This is a genomic window from Streptomyces boninensis, assembly GCF_048572725.1.
GTDB classification, from domain to species: domain Bacteria; phylum Actinomycetota; class Actinomycetes; order Streptomycetales; family Streptomycetaceae; genus Streptomyces; species Streptomyces boninensis.
In genome coordinates this window covers 4,860,223-4,875,305 of the sequence record NZ_CP183837.1, presented here as the reverse complement: position 1 = coordinate 4,875,305, position 15,083 = coordinate 4,860,223, and the positions used below count along the sequence as shown (strand labels likewise).

14 protein-coding genes and 2 tRNA genes are annotated in these 15,083 nt (G+C 72.0%); 11 read left to right on the top strand and 5 right to left on the bottom strand.

Annotated features, from left to right (window positions below; genetic code table 11):
- Positions 1-12: 12 nt before the first annotated feature.
- The 4 genes from ACNNMR_RS22140 to ACNNMR_RS22125 all read left to right on the top strand — a co-directional run bounded on the left by ACNNMR_RS22140 (position 13) and on the right by ACNNMR_RS22125 (position 5,975).
- The gene (locus ACNNMR_RS22140; RefSeq protein WP_419996402.1) at positions 13-1,275 is read left to right on the top strand and encodes a glycosyltransferase; all 1,263 of its coding nucleotides are present in this window, start codon (positions 13-15) and stop codon (positions 1,273-1,275) included.
- On the top strand, positions 1,272-3,587 hold the full coding sequence (locus ACNNMR_RS22135; RefSeq protein ID WP_419996401.1) for a glycosyltransferase family 39 protein: 2,316 nt from the start codon (positions 1,272-1,274) through the stop codon (positions 3,585-3,587). Before ACNNMR_RS22140 ends, ACNNMR_RS22135 begins: the two co-directional genes overlap by 4 nt.
- A 120-nt stretch (positions 3,588-3,707) precedes the next feature.
- Positions 3,708-4,991: a D-alanyl-D-alanine carboxypeptidase family protein gene (locus tag ACNNMR_RS22130; protein WP_419996400.1), complete on the top strand. Its 1,284-nt coding sequence runs from the start codon at positions 3,708-3,710 to the stop codon at positions 4,989-4,991.
- Positions 4,992-5,072: 81 nt separating this feature from the next.
- Positions 5,073-5,975: a UTP--glucose-1-phosphate uridylyltransferase gene (locus ACNNMR_RS22125; RefSeq protein WP_419996399.1), complete on the top strand. Its 903-nt coding sequence runs from the start codon at positions 5,073-5,075 to the stop codon at positions 5,973-5,975.
- Here the strand turns inward: ACNNMR_RS22125 and ACNNMR_RS22120 are convergent.
- Together ACNNMR_RS22120 and ACNNMR_RS22115 are read right to left on the bottom strand one after the other, a co-directional pair.
- Entirely contained in the window at positions 5,972-6,841 is an 870-nt protein-coding gene (locus tag ACNNMR_RS22120) for an alpha/beta fold hydrolase (RefSeq protein WP_419996398.1), read from the bottom strand. The genes ACNNMR_RS22125 and ACNNMR_RS22120 overlap by 4 nt on opposite strands.
- Before the next feature lie 30 nt (positions 6,842-6,871).
- A complete protein-coding gene (locus ACNNMR_RS22115) occupies positions 6,872-7,543 on the bottom strand; it encodes a TetR/AcrR family transcriptional regulator (RefSeq protein WP_419996397.1) in 672 nt (223 codons plus the stop codon).
- Positions 7,544-7,610: 67 nt separating this feature from the next.
- Between ACNNMR_RS22115 and ACNNMR_RS22110 the strand changes: the two genes are divergently transcribed.
- From ACNNMR_RS22110 to ACNNMR_RS22090, 5 genes are all read left to right on the top strand, one after another.
- Positions 7,611-8,696 carry an oxygenase MpaB family protein gene (locus tag ACNNMR_RS22110; RefSeq protein WP_419996396.1) on the top strand — a complete coding sequence of 362 codons (1,086 nt, stop codon included), beginning with the start codon at positions 7,611-7,613 and terminating at the stop codon, positions 8,694-8,696.
- A 40-nt stretch (positions 8,697-8,736) separates the two neighbouring features.
- Positions 8,737-9,288 (top strand): GNAT family N-acetyltransferase, encoded by a 552-nt coding sequence (locus ACNNMR_RS22105; protein ID WP_419996395.1) that lies wholly within the window; start codon positions 8,737-8,739, stop codon positions 9,286-9,288.
- A gap of 10 nt (positions 9,289-9,298) precedes the next feature.
- On the top strand, positions 9,299-10,000 hold the full coding sequence (locus ACNNMR_RS22100; protein WP_419996394.1) for an SMI1/KNR4 family protein: 702 nt from the start codon (positions 9,299-9,301) through the stop codon (positions 9,998-10,000).
- 54 nt (positions 10,001-10,054) lie between these two features.
- Positions 10,055-10,519, top strand: a complete 465-nt coding sequence (locus tag ACNNMR_RS22095; protein ID WP_419996393.1) for a nitroreductase/quinone reductase family protein — start codon at positions 10,055-10,057, stop codon at positions 10,517-10,519.
- 192 nt (positions 10,520-10,711) lie between these two features.
- The gene (locus tag ACNNMR_RS22090; protein WP_419996392.1) at positions 10,712-11,929 is read left to right on the top strand and encodes an IS481 family transposase; all 1,218 of its coding nucleotides are present in this window, start codon (positions 10,712-10,714) and stop codon (positions 11,927-11,929) included.
- Positions 11,930-11,996: 67 nt separating this feature from the next.
- On the opposite strand, the gene ACNNMR_RS22085 is transcribed toward ACNNMR_RS22090, so the two are convergent.
- Positions 11,997-12,069: transfer RNA gene (locus ACNNMR_RS22085), tRNA-Arg, on the bottom strand.
- 165 nt (positions 12,070-12,234) lie between these two features.
- Between ACNNMR_RS22085 and ACNNMR_RS22080 the strand changes: the two genes are divergently transcribed.
- Entirely contained in the window at positions 12,235-12,783 is a 549-nt protein-coding gene (locus ACNNMR_RS22080; protein WP_419996391.1) for a DinB family protein, read from the top strand.
- A 44-nt stretch (positions 12,784-12,827) separates the two neighbouring features.
- Here ACNNMR_RS22080 and ACNNMR_RS22075 read toward each other — a convergent pair.
- Together ACNNMR_RS22075 and ACNNMR_RS22070 are read right to left on the bottom strand one after the other, a co-directional pair.
- A tRNA-Ser gene (locus ACNNMR_RS22075) sits at positions 12,828-12,919 on the bottom strand.
- Positions 12,920-13,116: 197 nt separating this feature from the next.
- Positions 13,117-14,028, bottom strand: coding sequence for an LLM class F420-dependent oxidoreductase (locus ACNNMR_RS22070; protein ID WP_419996390.1), 912 nt, complete (start codon positions 14,026-14,028; stop codon positions 13,117-13,119).
- A gap of 188 nt (positions 14,029-14,216) precedes the next feature.
- Here ACNNMR_RS22070 and ACNNMR_RS22065 point away from each other — a divergent pair, with 188 nt between their 5' ends.
- Positions 14,217-15,074 (top strand): TetR/AcrR family transcriptional regulator, encoded by an 858-nt coding sequence (locus tag ACNNMR_RS22065; RefSeq protein ID WP_419996389.1) that lies wholly within the window; start codon positions 14,217-14,219, stop codon positions 15,072-15,074.
- The last annotated feature ends 9 nt before the right edge of the window (positions 15,075-15,083 follow it).

Genomic DNA, 15,083 nt, shown 5'->3' with positions numbered 1-15,083 from the left:
AATCTCGGGGGCATGACGCGATCAGAACCCCCACCGGTCACCACGCTGGTGCCGCTGCCCGCCCGCGACCACCTGCCCGCGGCCTCCGTGGCGCCGGTGCTCGACGTGGTGATCCCCGTCCACAACGAGGAGCAGGCGCTCGCCGCGAGCGTCCGCCGCCTCCACGACCACCTCTCCCGCACCTTCCCGTACGCCTTCCGCATCACCGTCGCCGACAACGCCTCCACCGACGCGACCGCGACGGTCGCCGCCGCGCTGGCGGGCGAGTTCGCCGAGGTCGCCGTCGTACGGCTGGAGCTGAAGGGCCGCGGCCGGGCGCTGCACGCCGTGTGGTCGGCATCCGACGCGCCGGTCCTCGCGTACATGGACGTGGACCTCTCCACCGACCTCAACGCCCTGATGCCGCTCGTCGCACCGCTCATCTCCGGGCACTCGGAGCTGGCCATCGGCACCCGGCTCGCCCGCGGTTCGCGCGTGGTGCGCGGGCCGAAGCGGGAGCTGATCTCGCGGGCGTACAACCTCATCCTGCGCCGCGGGCTCGCGGCCGGATTCAGCGATGCGCAGTGCGGCTTCAAGGCGATCCGGCGGGATGTGGCGGAGCGGCTGCTGCCGCTGGTGCAGGACACGGCGTGGTTCTTCGATACGGAGCTGCTGGTGCTCGCGGAGCGGGCCGGGCTGCGGATTCACGAGGTGCCGGTCGACTGGGTCGACGACCCGGACAGCCGCGTCGACATCGTCCGTACGGCCGTCGACGACCTGCGCGGCGTGTGGCGGGTGGGGCGCGCGCTCGCCTCCGGCGACCTGCCGCTCGATCGGCTGCGCCGCCCGTTCGGCGACGATCCGCGGGACCGGAAGCTGGCGGGGGTGCCCGGCGGGCTGCCGCGGCAGCTGCTCGGCTTCTGCGCGGTGGGGGCGCTGTCGACGCTGGCGTACCTGGGCCTGTACTCGCTGCTGCGGCCGGGCCTCGGCCCGCAGGCCGCGAACCTCCTCGCACTGCTGCTGACCGCCATCGCCAACACCGCCGCCAACCGGCGCCTCACGTTCGGAGTCCGGGGTCGTACGGGGGCGGTGCAGCAGCAGGCCCAGGGCCTGCTCGTCTTCGGCATCGGCCTGGCCCTGACCAGCGGCTCGCTGACGGCGCTCGACCGTGCGAGCGGCAGCCCGGCGCACGGCACGGAGCTGGCGGTGCTGGTGATCGCGAATCTGGCGGCGACGCTGATCCGCTTCCTGCTGCTGCGGGGCTGGGTCTTCAAGAAGGAAGAGACGACACGATGACGACGACCACGACGATCCCCGCAGCCGCGCCGCCCGCGCACCGGCGGGCGGCGGGACGCCCGCGCTGGGAACGCCCGGCCCTGGCCGCCCTGCTGCTGGCCACCGCCGCCCTCTACCTCTGGGACCTGAGCGCCTCCGGCTACGCCAACTCCTTCTACTCCGCCGCCGCCCAGGCAGGCGGCACGAGCTGGAAGGCCTTCCTCTTCGGCTCCCTCGACGCCGGCAACGCCATCACCGTCGACAAGCCCCCGGCCGCGCTGTGGCCGATGGCCCTGTCCGTACGCCTCTTCGGCCTCGGCGCCTGGCAGATCCTGGTGCCGCAGGCGCTGATGGGCGTCGGCACGGTGGCGGTCGTGTACGCGGCGGTGCGCCGGGTCTCCGGCGCCGCGGGTGGGCTGATCGCGGGGGCGGTGCTGGCGCTGACGCCGGTGGCGGCGCTGATGTTCCGCTTCAACAACCCGGATGCGGCGCTGGCGCTGCTGATGGCGGCGACGGTGTATTTCGTGGTGCGCGGCCTTGAGGACGGCCGTACGCGATGGCTGGCGTGGGCCGGCGCGATGGTCGGACTCGCCTTCTTGGTGAAGACCCTGCAGGCGTTCTTGATCCTGCCGCCGCTGGCGCTGGTGTACGCGGTGTGCGGGCCGACGCGGCTGCGGCGGCGGCTTGGTCAGCTGGCGCTGGCCGGGGTGGTGCTGGTGGTCAGCGGCGGCTGGTGGGTGGCGCTGGTGGAGCTGTGGCCGGAGTCGTCGCGGCCGTATGTGGGGGGCTCGCAGCACAACTCCTTCCTGGAGCTGACCTTTGGGTACAACGGGCTGGGCCGGCTGAACGGGGAGGAGACGGGGAGCGTCGGGGGCGGGGCGCCTGGCGGCGGGGGGCCCGGTGGCGGGGGCGGCGGGGCGTGGGGTGACTCCGGCATCGGCCGGATGTTCTCGGATTCCATCGGCGGCCAGATCGCCTGGCTGCTGCCCGCGGCGCTGATCCTGCTGGCGGCGGCGCTGGTGCTGACACGGCGGGCCGCTCGTACGGACGTGACCAGGGCGGCGTTCCTGGCGTGGGGCGGTTCGCTGCTGGCGACGGCGGCGGTGTTCAGCTTCATGGCCGGGATCTTCCACGAGTACTACACGGTGGGGCTGGCGCCGTATCTGGCGGCGGTGTGCGGGATGGGGGCCGTACTGCTGTGGCGGCACCGGCGGGATGCGGCGGTCGCGCGGTGGGGGCTGGCGGCGGCGGTGGCGGCGACGGCGGTGTGGTCGTACGCGCTGCTGACGCGGACGGAGGACTGGCAGCCGTGGCTGCGGTGGGTGGTGCTGGTGCTGGGGCTGGTCGCGGCGGTGGGGCTGGTGATCGGCCGTACCGCGGGCGGCCGCACCTCGGGCGCGGATTCGGTGGGTACGGGGCCGGGCGTCGTAGGCCCGGCGGAGATGGGCCCGGGCATCGCGGGACCGGCCACCGCCGGACGGGCCACCGCCGGGCGGCTTCCGGCGAGGATCGGGCTGATGTCGGCGGGCGCCGCGCTGATCGCATGCCTGCTGGCTCCGCTCGCCTACACGGCCGCGACGGTGACCACGGCCCACACGGGCAGCATCGTGACGGCGGGCCCGGCGAGCGCGCAGCGAGGCCCGGGAGCGGGCGGCGGCCGCCCGCCGGGCGGTGGCGCGGGGATGCAGGCGGCGCCCGGCCAGGGCGGCCAGAACGGCCAGAACGGCCAGGGCAGCCAAGGCGGAAAGGGCGGTCAGGCCGCCCCCGGCGGGCAAGGTGGTCAGGCCGGACCCGGCGGCCAGTCCAGCCGGAACGGCCAAGGTGGTCAGCCCGGCGGGAAGAGCGGCAGCACTCAGCCCGGCGGGCAGACCGGCGGTTCCCAGACCACCCCCGGCCAGCGACCCGGCCCCGGCACCGCCGCCGAAGGCGGCATGGGCGGCGGCCGAGGTGGCGGCATGGGCGGGCTGCTCAACGGCCAGAAGGTCAGCTCCAAGCTCGCCAAGGCCCTCGCCGCCAACGCCTCCGACTACACCTGGATCGCCGCCACCACCGGCGCCCAGAATGCCGCCAGCTACCAACTCAGCACCGAACTCCCGGTCATGGCCATCGGCGGCTTCAACGGCAGCGACCCGTCCCCGACCCTCGCCGAGTTCAAGCGCTACGCAAAGGAAGGCAGGATCCACTACTACCTCGGCGGAGCCGAAGGCGGCGGCATGCCCGGCTCGGATTCCGGCACCGCGCCCAAGATCGCCGACTGGGTCGAGAAGACCTACACCAAGCGCACGATCGACGGCGTCACCGTCTATGACCTGACCGCCCCGAAGTCTGACTGACCCGTACGGCCGCGAGAGTTTGAGCGACGGCGCCCCAATCCGTAGTGTCCGAATAATCCGATTTGTTGGTACGGGACGGAATGGGGCGCCTCTCTCTTGCAGCATCTCCAGCGGTCTCACGTGCGCATTGCCGCGACAGCGGCCATCGCCGCCCTCCTCGCCGGCGCGGTCCCGGCCACCGCCGCCACCGCGGCCGCCGCCGACGGCTCCGACGGCAAGTCATCCGTCGGCGGCGAGCTCCTCGGCAAGCCCGGCACCCACGTCCACCCCCGCACCGGCGTCCAGCTCACCGTCGGCGGCGAGGTCCTCGACCGCGCGGGCGCCCGCACCGGCCCGCGCCGCGCCGTACCTCTGGAGTCCGGCAAGGTCCGCCTCGGCCATCCCGGCGAGCCGGTCCGCCCGGGCCAGGGCGCCCCCCGCCTCCCCGACGACCTCACCGCCGCCTCCTGGCTGGTGGCCGACGCCAAGACCGGCGAGATCCTGGCCACCCGCAACGCCCACCGCCGCCTCGCCCCCGCCTCCACCCTCAAGATGCTCTTCGCCGCCGCCCTGCTGCCGAAGCTCGGCAGCTCGCAGCGGCACCGCGTCACCGCCACCGAACTCGAAGGCCTCGGCGACGGCAGCAGCGCGGTCGGCGTCGAGGAGGGCATGACGTACGCCGCCCGCGACCTGTGGCACGGCGTCTTCCTGGCCTCCGGCAACGACGCCGTGCACGTCCTGATGTCGATGAACGGCGGCAAGGCGAAGACCGTCACCGACATGCAGGCGACGGCCGACGACCTCGGCGCCGCCGACACGGTGGTGAAGGAGCCGGACGGCTACGACGCGGCCGGGCAGTCGTCGTCGGCGTACGACCTGACGCTCATCGCGCGCGCCGGGCTGCGCAATCCGGAGTTCCGCGAGTACGCGGGCACCGCCAGCGCCACCTTCCCGGCCGCCGGCGGCGCCTTCGAGGTCGGCAACACCAACCGGCTGCTCACCGGCGACTTCGACATCGAGCCGTACAAGGGCATGGCGGGCGTCAAGAACGGCAACACCACCGAGGCCGGCGCCACCTTCACCGGCCTCGCCAAGCGCGGCGACCGCGAGCTCCTGGTCACGGTGATGCGCCCCTCGGACGACCACAACCAGGTCTACCGCGAGGCGGCCTCCCTCCTCGACTGGGGCTTCGCCGCGGCGGGCACGGTCGAGCCGGTCGGCCACCTCGTCGAGCCGAAGAGCTCCCGCGAGGACGCCAAGCCCGCCCGGCACGCCCACCTCCCGACCGCCCCGCCGGCGGGCACGGCGAGCAACGACTCCGCCGGCACCACGGCCGCCCTGACGACGGCCGCGGTCCTGCTGGCGCTGCTGTCGCCGCTGGCCTTCCCGCGGGTACGGACCCGCCTCCGGCGGCGGCGGAGCTGAGCCGCCGGGCCTGAAGGCGGGCCGCTCGGACGGCGTTGGTAGCGTCGGGGCAAGTTGCCATTCGACCGAGAGAGACGCGAAATGTCGCCGACGATCCGCAGAGCCGTGATCCCCGCCGCCGGACTGGGCTCCCGCCTGCTGCCGCTGACCAAGGCGACGCCGAAGGAGATGCTCCCGGTCGGCGACAAGCCGGTGATCGAGCACACCGTGCGCGAGCTGGTCGACTCCGGCATCACCGACATCACCATCGTGGTCTCCGGCGGCAAGAGCCTGATCCAGGAGCACTTCCGCCCCAACCCGGCCCTCGTCGCGCAGCTCCGCGAGGACGGCAAGACGGCGTACGCGGACGCGGTCGAGGAGGTCGCCGAGCTGGCCCGCCAGGGCCACATCACCTACCTCGACCAGCACGGCCCGTACGGCAATGGCACCCCGGTCCTCAACGCCGCCCGCGCCTTCGGCGACGAGCCGGTGCTCGTCCTGTGGCCCGACGACGTCTTCGTCGCCGAGGTCCCGCGCGCGCAGCAGCTGATCCGCGCGTACGAGCAGACCGGCTGCCCGGTGCTGGCGCTGTTGCCGATGGACCCCTCCGAGTCGCAGCGCTACGGCGTCCCGATAGTCAAGGAGGACCTCGGCGAAGGCCTCCTCCGCATCACGGGCCTGGTGGAAAAGCCCGCCCCGCAGGACGCCCCGTCCTCCTACGCCGCCATCGGCGGCTACGTCATCACCCCCGGCATCGTCGACGAGCTCCGCGAGCAGACCCGCCGCTGGTACGAGCACCGCGAGGGCGAGATCTACCTGACCGACGCCATCAACGCCTACGCCGGCGACCGCGCGGTCTACGGCCAGGTCATCCAGGGCCGCTGGTACGACACCGGCAACCCGGCCGACTACCTGGTCGCCCAGATGGCCTCGGCCCTCGCCCACCCGGAATACGGCCCGCTGCTGCGCGGCCTCGTGAACCAGCTGGACGAGGGCAGGGCTTAGCTCGCTCCGCCGAGGACTTCCCGCAGCCGCACCGCGAACTCCTCCGGCTTCCCCGGATACCCGAACTCGCCGTCCAGGAAGCCCCCGTGGTGGCTCGGGAAGACCACCGGCTGCTGCCCGAGCAGCTCGGCCGCGGCCTTGGCCGTACGGCCGGTGAGGGTCTCGCCCGTCTCCTCGCCGACGGCGATCACCACGCGCGTCGGCGCGGCGGTGAGCGCCGCGGCGTCGGGCCGGTAGTCGGTGATCGCCCAGGACCGGTCGGACAGCAGCGGGTCGTCCCGCGAGCCGTCGTCCTCGGCCGGCATCCCCATCGCGGCGGGGTCCGGCGCGGGCTGCGCGAAGTACGCGTCGGTGAACTCGCCCTCCCACGAGGTCCCCGCCACGAACGCCGCCATCCCGGCGCCCCAGCCGCCCGTCTCGTACGCATCCCGGAACCCGGCCCGCATCCGCGCGGCCGCCTCGGCATCCGGCAGCAGCCTGAGGAGCGGCGGCTCGTGCGCGACCAGGGTGCTGACGTCCCCGGGGTACCGGGCCACCAGCGCGAGCGCGGTCACCGCCCCGCCACTGCTGGCGAACAGCTCGACCGGTCCGCCCCCGATCGCCTCAATGACCGCGTGCACATCCGCGGCCTGGGTCTCGGGGGTGTGGTCGACCCGCCCGTCGGAGCGCGTGCTGCGCCCGATGCCGCGCGGGTCGTACGCCACCACGGTCCGCTCGGGCAGCTGTCTGGCCAGGGCCCGGAATCCGGTGGCATCCATGGGCTGCCCGATCATCACCAGCGGCACCTGGCCGTCGGCGGCGGGCAGCGGGCCGTGCACGTCGTAGACGATCTCGGCCTCATTGGTCTTGAGCGTGTGTGTCTCCATACCCGTACTGACCGGGGCCGCCGGGGAAACTCATCGGTGGCGGGCAGGGGTCGGGGCCGGGGTCGGGGGGAAGAGTGCCCGCACCTGCCCCGCCAGCCGCTCGGCGTCGAAGCGCCCCGGCTCGTCCAGCGCCAGCCGGGCGAAGTGCTCGCCGACGGCGAGCAGCGCGTGCGCCAGCACCTCGGCGTCCAGGTCGTCCCGCCCCTGGTGGTCGAGGGCGACGGCGATCCACTCCTCGAAGCGTGCCCGCAGCCGCTCCCGGTCGGCCTGGATGCGGTCCCGTACGACCGCGGGCATCGAGGCGGGGGTGAGCAGGATCAGCCGCCAGGTGTCGGGGTCCTCGCGCAGCATGGCGCCGACCCTGCGGGCCGCCTCGGCCGCGAATCCGGCGGGATCGCGGAGCTCCTCGCTCTGCGGAAAGGCGTCGAGCAGGCGGCCGAAGGCCCGCTCCTGCTGCCGGTCCAGCAGCGCCGTGAGCAGCGCGCCGAGGTCGCCGAAGGCGCCGTAGACGACGGCGCGCGCGACGCCCGCGCGCTTGGCGACGGCGTCGATGGAGATCCGGTCGTGGCCGTCGGTGACGATGACGGCGAGGGCGGCGTCGAGCAGTTGCTCGCGGCGCTCCTCGAGGGGGATGCGGGGGGCGTACGGGCGGCGCTTGCGCGCCGTGGTGCTCGTAGTGCGCGAATTGGCGGGCGTCGGCATCTTGGCATCGTACGACGGCCGTGTCTTAATTTACGACAGCAGTGTCGTAAATGCTGGAGGAGAAGGCATGAAGCGCTCGGACGTCCAACCGCACGACGACTACGGCTTCTTCGGCCCCGGCTCGGTGGTCTGGAAGGTCTGGAGCTACCCGTCGGCCCCCACGGTCGGCTTCCAGCGCGCGGTGGTCGTCGAGGAGCTCGACCCGCCCCTGGTCGCCTCCGTCGACCACACCCAGGGCATCTACGACCGCCCCCGCACCCGCTACGACCGCACCCTGCGCTACTTCGCGATGGTCGCCTTCGCCGGCACCCGGGACGTATGCAAGGCGGCCGACATCCTGGTCAAGGTCCACTCAAAGGCGATCGGCAAGCTCCCGTACGAGGAGGACGCGAACGGGGCGGGCACGTCAGCGGTGGGCACGTACGACGCCAATGACCCGGCCTCCCAGCTGTGGATCCAGCTGACGGGCTGGCACTCGATCCTCTATGCCTACGAGAAATACGGCCCCGGCAAGCTGTCGGACGCGGAGGAGCGGGAGTACTGGGAGGCGTGCGCGGTGGCGGCGGAGCTGCAGACCTGCTCGCCCGACGACGTGCCGCGCACGCGCGAGGGCGTGCGCGCGTACCTGGAGGGGATGCGCCCCAAGCTGAGCGCGAGCCCGATCGCCAAGCAGGCGATGCGCCACCTCCTGAAGACGGAGCTGGTCCTGCCGAAGAAGCTGCCGTGGTGGGAGAAACTCCCGGCCCACATCGCCGCCAGGGCCCTGCGCATCGCCACCCTCGCCACGCTCCCGCGCTGGATGCGCAAGGAAACGAACCTCCCGACCTCCCGCCTCCTGGACGTCCTGATCGTCCCGCTGATGCGGGTGTCCTTCGCGGTGATCCACCTGAGCCCACAGCTGGAACTCCGCCTGATCAGCCGCCTCTCCCCGTCGACGGTCCCGGTGATCGCCCCGATGAAACTGGGCGTGCCCCCGGTAAAGGAGGAGACCCTCACCCCGGCCGAAGCCCGCGACCGCCACGGCTACCCCCGCCCGGCCGACGCCCACCACGACCTCCGCACCCGCCAGGCAGCCCGCGTCTTCGACAAGGGCGAGGCGCCGAGCGAGGAGGGCCTGCTGGAGTCGCAGGAGGTGCTGGGCCGGCTGGCGTGAGGCGGGCCCGTGCAGGGTGACCGACTACGGTGTGATGGCGATGAAGCCGATAACCACTGAGCGCCTCACCCTGCGCCCGTTCCGGGCGGACGACGCAAACGACCTGGCCGACCGCCACGCGTACCAGTCCCTCCCGGAAGTAGCCCGCTACCTCTACCGCCCACCCCTCACCCGCGAAGCCTGCGCGAAGTCGATCGCGGCACACGCGGCCGGGACCCGCTGGCAGTCGGACGACGACGCCCTGCTCCTGGCCGTAACCCGCACTTCGGAACCAGGCGTGCTCGGCGAGGTAGTGCTCACCCTGCGCAACGCCCACGCCCGCCAGGCCGAGATCGGCTGGATCTTCCACCCGGCCTGGGCGGGCAAGGGCTACGCCACAGAAGCCGCCAGAGCGCTGACGAACGAGGCCTTCACCACCCTGGGCGTCCACCGCGTATACGCCCGCCTGGACGCCTTGAACAAGGGCTCGGCGAACATCTGCGAACGCCTCGGCATGCGCCGCGAAGCCCACCTGATCGACAACGACCTCGACGGCGACCGCTGGGGCAGCGAGTACATCTACGCGCTGCTGGCCCGCGAGTGGAGGTCGTAACCTCACGGCGATGGGGGCAATGGAGGCAACGGAGGCAATGGACTGGGGCGGGGTCCGCGAGCGGGTCGAGGCGCTCGCTCGCACGGACCGAGCGAGAAGAATCTTCGGTGCCTGGGACGAGTACGGCGCCATTGGGCATCATTTCCGGCTCGCCGCGCCGTTGTCAGAGCCACAGGTCGGCGAGGTCGAGGAGCAGTGGGGCATATCGCTGCCGGCGGACTACCGCGGCTTTCTGCTGGAGGTGGGTGCGGGCGGCGCTGGCCCTGGGTACGGCCTGAATGTCGTGGCCAGGCAGGGTGCCGGTTGGCGCTGGCAAGCGCACGACCGAATGCGCCATGACCGCTTGCGAGTCCCTTCCCCAAGCGCCGCGCTCAGCGAGCGCATGCAGGCCGAGCACGCCGGTCGAGAGCCTGTGGAGGCCGAGTTCGAGGACGAGGACGCCTTCCTTGAAGCCAACCGAATCTGGCTCGAGGAAGACGAGGCCGTCTTCGAATGGACGACGTGCGGGGCAGTGAACCTCTGCCACGAAGGCTGCGGATACTGCTACTGGCTGATCGTCTCCGGCCCCGAGCGCGGCTCAATGTGGCTCGACGAACGCCCCGGCGACGGCACGTTCTCCCCCCTCGGCGAGCCTCAGTCGCGGGTCTCCTTCGCGGCGTGGTACCTCAACTGGCTGGAAACGTCGGAGTCTTCAGCCGCCGTACGGCGATGACCGCCTGGGTAGGGTTTCATACCGGTCCGGTCGCCGAGCGACAGGAGAGCACGCATGAGCTTCGATTCCCGCCCTGGCACCCGCGGCGCCCGGCAGCCCGCCGGGTGGGCGGCGCGGTGGTACAACGTCCTGGCCGCGCGGCGGATCCGCCGTCGGGAAGGCGGCCGGTTCATGGACTTCAGCGCCCTGATCATGACGACGATCGGCCGGCGGACCGGCGCCGAGCGGACCACGCCCGTCGGCTGGTTTCCCGGCAAGGACGGCTCACGACTGATCGTGGCATCGGCTTCGGGCGCGGCGGAGAATCCGGGCTGGTATTACAACATCGCCGCGAACCCCGACAAGGTCCGCATCGAGATCGAAGGCCGTACGGTCGAAGTGGTCGCCGACCAGCTGCACGGGACGGAGCGGGAAGAGGCCTGGCAACAGATCACCACCGCCTCCCCCCGCTTCGCGCACTACCAACGCAAAACCGACCGTGAACTACCCGTAATCCGCCTACGCCCCCTGCGCAGCTAACCGCGAGAGCACCAGAAGCCCACTGACGCCAAAGACCCCCTGGATGATCTCCAGGGGGTCTTTGATCGCTGCGCGCTCGGCAGTGTCCTGGTTCAACACATCCCGGACGGATGTCTCGGGTGATGGCGGACGGCTGTCTCGGGTGATGGCGTACTGGTCCGCCGGGGTGTCGTGCGAGGCCAGCGTGCGGGGATGTCCCGCATCCGTTTGATGATCACTGCGGTGGTGGTCGAGAAGCGTCCGGTGGCCGCCGTCGCGGCCGACTACGGGGTTTCCCGGTCCTGGCTGTATGAGCTGCTGGCCCGGTACCGCGCCGAGGGCGAGGCGGCCTTCGAGCCACGCTCACGGCGTCCGCATACCCAGCCGCGGGCCCTGGCCGCCGAGGCGGTCGACCTCGTCGTCGAGCTGCGGCAGAAACTGAGCGCGGCCGGTCTGGATGCCGGGCCGGACACCATCGCCTGGCATCTCGCCCACCACCACGGCGTGACCGTGTCCCGGGCCACCGTGGCCCGCTACCTGAGCAAGGCCGGCCTGGTCGTGCCCGAGCCGGCCAAGCGCCCGAGGTCGTCCTACCTGCGCTTCGAAGCCGCGCAGCCGAACGAATGCTGGCAGGCCGACTTCACCCACTACCCGCTCGCCCTCCCAGGCGGCCGCCCGGGCGCCGGGGCCGAGATCCTCACCTGGCTGGACGACTGCTCCCGCTACGCGCTCAACGTCACCGCGCACGCCCGGGTCACCGGCCCGATCGTCCTGGCCGCCTTCCGCCACACCATGGCCGAACACGGCCACCCCGCCTCGACCTTGACCGACAACGGCATGGTCTTCACCACCCGCTACTCCGGCCGCGGACAGACCCCCACCCGCGGCCGCAACGGCCTCGAACACGAACTGCGCCGCCTGGGCATAACCCAGAAGAACTCCCGCCCGAACCACCCCACCACCTGCGGCAAAGTCGAACGCTTCCAGCAGACCATGAAGAACTGGCTCCGCGCCCAGCCCGACCAGCCGGCCACCACCACCCAGCTGCAAACCCTGCTCGACCGCTTCGTCCACACCTACAACCACCACCGGCCGCACCGATCGCTACCGCGCCGAGCCACCCCGGCCACGATCTACACCAGCCGGCCCAAGGCCACCCCCGGCGACCGCACCGACGACACCCACGACCGCGTCCGCCGCGACCGCGTCGACAAGGCCGGAAAGATCACCCTGCGCCACGGCGGCCGGCTCTACTCCATCGGCATCGGCCGAACCCACACCGGAACCCGCGTCCTCGCCCTCGTCCAGGACCTCGACATCCGCATCATCGACGCCGCCACCGGCGAGCTCCTGCGCGAACTCGCCCTCGACCCCACCAAGCGCTACCAGGGCACCGGCCAACCACCCGGCCCCACCCGCAAAGACCCCTAAAACGCCAAACAGCCGAACCCGCATCTCGCGGGTTCGGCCGTCCACGATGCCCTGAGACATCACACTGCGCGCTCGGCAGGATTCGAACCTGCAACCTTCTGATCCGTAGTCAGATGCTCTATCCGTTAAGCTACGAGCGCCTGCTCTCCGGCCTTCTGGCCGGGCTGGCGTTGCGGAGACAACATTACATGACCTGCTGCTGCAGGAGAAATCCGTTTCGAGCAGCCGCTCTGACCTGCGGAAATGTGTTCGGCGTGGGGGGTTTGGGGTCCGGTCGTCTCCCCTGTCGCGGCTAGTGTGCGGACATGACAAGAAGTGAGCGGCTTGCGGAGCAGCTGGACTGGTACTGGGGCAAGAACCTGCGGCCGCGGCTGGAGGGCCTTACCGATGGCGAGTACCTCTGGGAGCCGGTGCGCGGCTGCTGGAGCATCCGGCCAGCTGGCACGTCGGTCGCACCGATGCCGGCAGGTTCGGGGGAATGGACGATGGACTCCGCGCCCCCTGACGCCGTGCCGACGCCGCCGCCCGTGACCACCATCGCCTGGCGGCTGGCGCACATCATCGTCTCCTGCCTGGGCTATCGGGTCGCCTGGTACTTCGGCGGCCCGGACGTCGACTCCCAGACTTTCGCCTACGCGGGGACCGCCGACGAGGCGCTGAAACAGCTCGATGAGATGTACGCGCGATGGAACGCGGGGGTCCGCGAGCTCTCGGACGTCGACCTGGACAACCGGCCGACGGCGGGTCCCGAGCCGTATCCCATGGAGAACAGGATCCTGCACGTCAACAGGGAGCTGATCCACCACGGCGCCGAGATCTCCCTGCTGCGCGACCTCTACCGAGCCGGGAAATGACACTGGGAGTCCACGCCGTACGGCATGGACTCCCAGATCAGGTGCGGAGGCGGAGGGATTTGAACCCTCGATCAGGGGGTTACCCCGAAACCGCATTAGCAGTGCGGCGCCATAGACCGGACTAGGCGACGCCTCCAGTGTGCGCAGCCCCGAAGGGCGTGTGCAGATGATGGCATAGCCTGCTGGGCTGCTGCCAATCGCCCCTACCGTACCTGGCGGCGGGGTGACAGGGCAAAGCCGATTCGGGCCGTGGTGGGGGTGGCTGCGGCGTGGTCCATCCGGCGGCTACGGGGTCGTCAGCACCGGCGGCTACGCCGTCGTCCGCGCCGGCCGCTACGCCGTCGTCAGCGGCAGCGCCTCCGCCAGCCTGCGCCACTCCTCGCGCGGCAGGTCCTCGCCCGTACGCGCCGTCACCACCTGCACCGCCAGGTGGTCCGCGCCTGCCGCCAAGAACTCGTCCGCGCGAGCCCGGATCGCCTCCGCCGAGCCCAGGGCGAAGACCGCGTCGATCAGCACGTCGCTGCCGCCCGCCTCGTAGTCGGCCTCCGTGAAGCCGAGGCGGGTGAGGCTGGACGTGTAGTTCGGGAGGGCCAGGTAGTGGGAGAGGTATGCGCGGGCTGTCGAGCGGGCTCGGGGGATGTCCGGGTCCAGGACGACCTTTAGTTCCGGGGCGAGGACAGCGTCCGCGCCCAGGGTCGTACGGGCCGTCGCCGTGTGTTCCGGCGTGACCAGGTACGGGTGGGCCCCCGCCGCGCGGTCGCGGGCGAGCTCCAGCATGCGCGGGCCCAGCGCTGCCAGCACGCGGTCGGCGGGGGCGACCGGGGGTGAGGCCGCGTCCAGGGCGTCGAGGTAGGCGACCATCGCCGAGTACGGGCGGCGGTACTGGTCCGCGAGCACCGCGTGGCTCACGCCGAGGCCCAGGGTGAAGCGGCCGTCGTACGCGGCGTTCGCCTCGGCCGTCTGCGCGGCCACCGTCGCCGGCTCGTGCTGCCAGATGCTCAGGATGCCCGTCGCCACCCGCGCCCGCTTGGTCGACTCCAGGACCCGCGCCGCCTGCTCGACGCCGGGGCTCGCACCGAGCCACAGCGTGCCGTAACCGAGCTCGTCGAGCTCGGCTGCCGCGTCGGCGAGCTCGCCGCGCCGGGACGTGTCGTCGCTGCGGAGGATGCTGCTCCAGATGCCGATTCGGCCATAGCGGTTCAGAGCGGGAGACGGGGTGGGGGGCTGCTGCTGAGGCGTCGTCATATGGGGGCAACGCCTGCCGCGGAGGCTGTTGTTCCGCCGCCGCTCGTCAAGCACAGTCGTGCCCTGTACGTCGTACGGGTCTGATCCGGGCCGAGAAGCCCGCCGTCGCGGTGAGCGGGACGGGGGCAGGGGGCGTACACGGGAATAGCATTCTGTATACGGCTGGCACTGACCTGAGGAGGCGCGCCATGGCGTCCGACCGGCGCACGGGCCGCGACGCGCGCACCACCAGCATCTGGCTGACGGATTCGTCCACCGCCGAACGCACCTCCCGGCGCCGCCCGCCCGCAGGCGGACAGCCCGCCGGCCTCGACCTCGAGCGGATCGTCGCCGCCACGGTGCGGCTGCTGGACGCCGAGGGTCTGGCGAAGGTCTCCATGCGGCGGCTGGCGGCGGAGCTCGGGGTCACGGCGATGTCCGTGTACTGGTACGTCGATACCAAGGATGAGCTGCTTGAGCTGGCGCTCGACTCCGTACACGCGGAGATCCGGCTGCCGGAGGACGAGGGCGAGGGCGAGGACGAGGACGAAGGCGACTGGCGCCAGCAGCTGCGGCAGCTCGCCACCGAGCACCGCCGGATGCTCGTCGCCCATCCGTGGGTCTCGCCCCTCGCCGGCGAGTACCTCAACGTCGGCCCCCACGCCCTCGCCTTCATGAACGCCGCCCAGCGCGCCATGCGCCGCTCCGGCCTGGCGCCCGAGCACCTGATGGGCGCGCTGTCGCTGCTGTTCCAGTTCACGTACGGCTTCGGGACCGTCGAGGGGCGGTGGTCGGAGCGGTGCCGGGCGACCGGGATTCGCGAGGACGATTTTTACGGGGAGGTGCTCGCGCGGCTCAAGGGGCGGCCCGAGTACGCGCTGTCCGTATCGACGGTGGAGGCGCGGCCCGGGGGGACGGTGCGGGAGATAAGGGACCGGGACTTCGAGTTCGCGCTGGAGTGCGCGATGGCGGGGATCGCCGCCATGCGGGGGCGGCCGCCGGCGAAGGGCGGGGAGAGCGGGAAAAGCGGGGAGAGCGGGGAGATCGGGGAGGGCGCGGAGGGCTGAGGCTCCCGT

Excerpts from the sequence above, each read along its gene's own strand:
- ACNNMR_RS22115 (WP_419996397.1), bottom strand. The coding sequence starts at position 7,543 with ATGCCGACGCCCGCCAATTCGCGCACTACGAGCACCACGGCGCGCAAG.
- ACNNMR_RS22135 (WP_419996401.1), top strand. The coding sequence starts at position 1,272 with ATGACGACGACCACGACGATCCCCGCAGCCGCGCCGCCCGCGCACCGG.
- ACNNMR_RS22110 (WP_419996396.1), top strand. The coding sequence starts at position 7,611 with ATGAAGCGCTCGGACGTCCAACCGCACGACGACTACGGCTTCTTCGGC.
- ACNNMR_RS22125 (WP_419996399.1), top strand. The coding sequence starts at position 5,073 with ATGTCGCCGACGATCCGCAGAGCCGTGATCCCCGCCGCCGGACTGGGC.
- ACNNMR_RS22120 (WP_419996398.1), bottom strand. The coding sequence starts at position 6,841 with ATGGAGACACACACGCTCAAGACCAATGAGGCCGAGATCGTCTACGAC.
- ACNNMR_RS22105 (WP_419996395.1), top strand. The coding sequence starts at position 8,737 with ATGAAGCCGATAACCACTGAGCGCCTCACCCTGCGCCCGTTCCGGGCG.
- ACNNMR_RS22140 (WP_419996402.1), top strand. The coding sequence starts at position 13 with ATGACGCGATCAGAACCCCCACCGGTCACCACGCTGGTGCCGCTGCCC.
- ACNNMR_RS22095 (WP_419996393.1), top strand. The coding sequence starts at position 10,055 with ATGAGCTTCGATTCCCGCCCTGGCACCCGCGGCGCCCGGCAGCCCGCC.
- ACNNMR_RS22065 (WP_419996389.1), top strand. The coding sequence starts at position 14,217 with ATGGCGTCCGACCGGCGCACGGGCCGCGACGCGCGCACCACCAGCATC.
- ACNNMR_RS22100 (WP_419996394.1), top strand. The coding sequence starts at position 9,299 with ATGGGGGCAATGGAGGCAACGGAGGCAATGGACTGGGGCGGGGTCCGC.
- ACNNMR_RS22090 (WP_419996392.1), top strand. The coding sequence starts at position 10,712 with ATGTCCCGCATCCGTTTGATGATCACTGCGGTGGTGGTCGAGAAGCGT.
- ACNNMR_RS22080 (WP_419996391.1), top strand. The coding sequence starts at position 12,235 with ATGACAAGAAGTGAGCGGCTTGCGGAGCAGCTGGACTGGTACTGGGGC.
- ACNNMR_RS22070 (WP_419996390.1), bottom strand. The coding sequence starts at position 14,028 with ATGACGACGCCTCAGCAGCAGCCCCCCACCCCGTCTCCCGCTCTGAAC.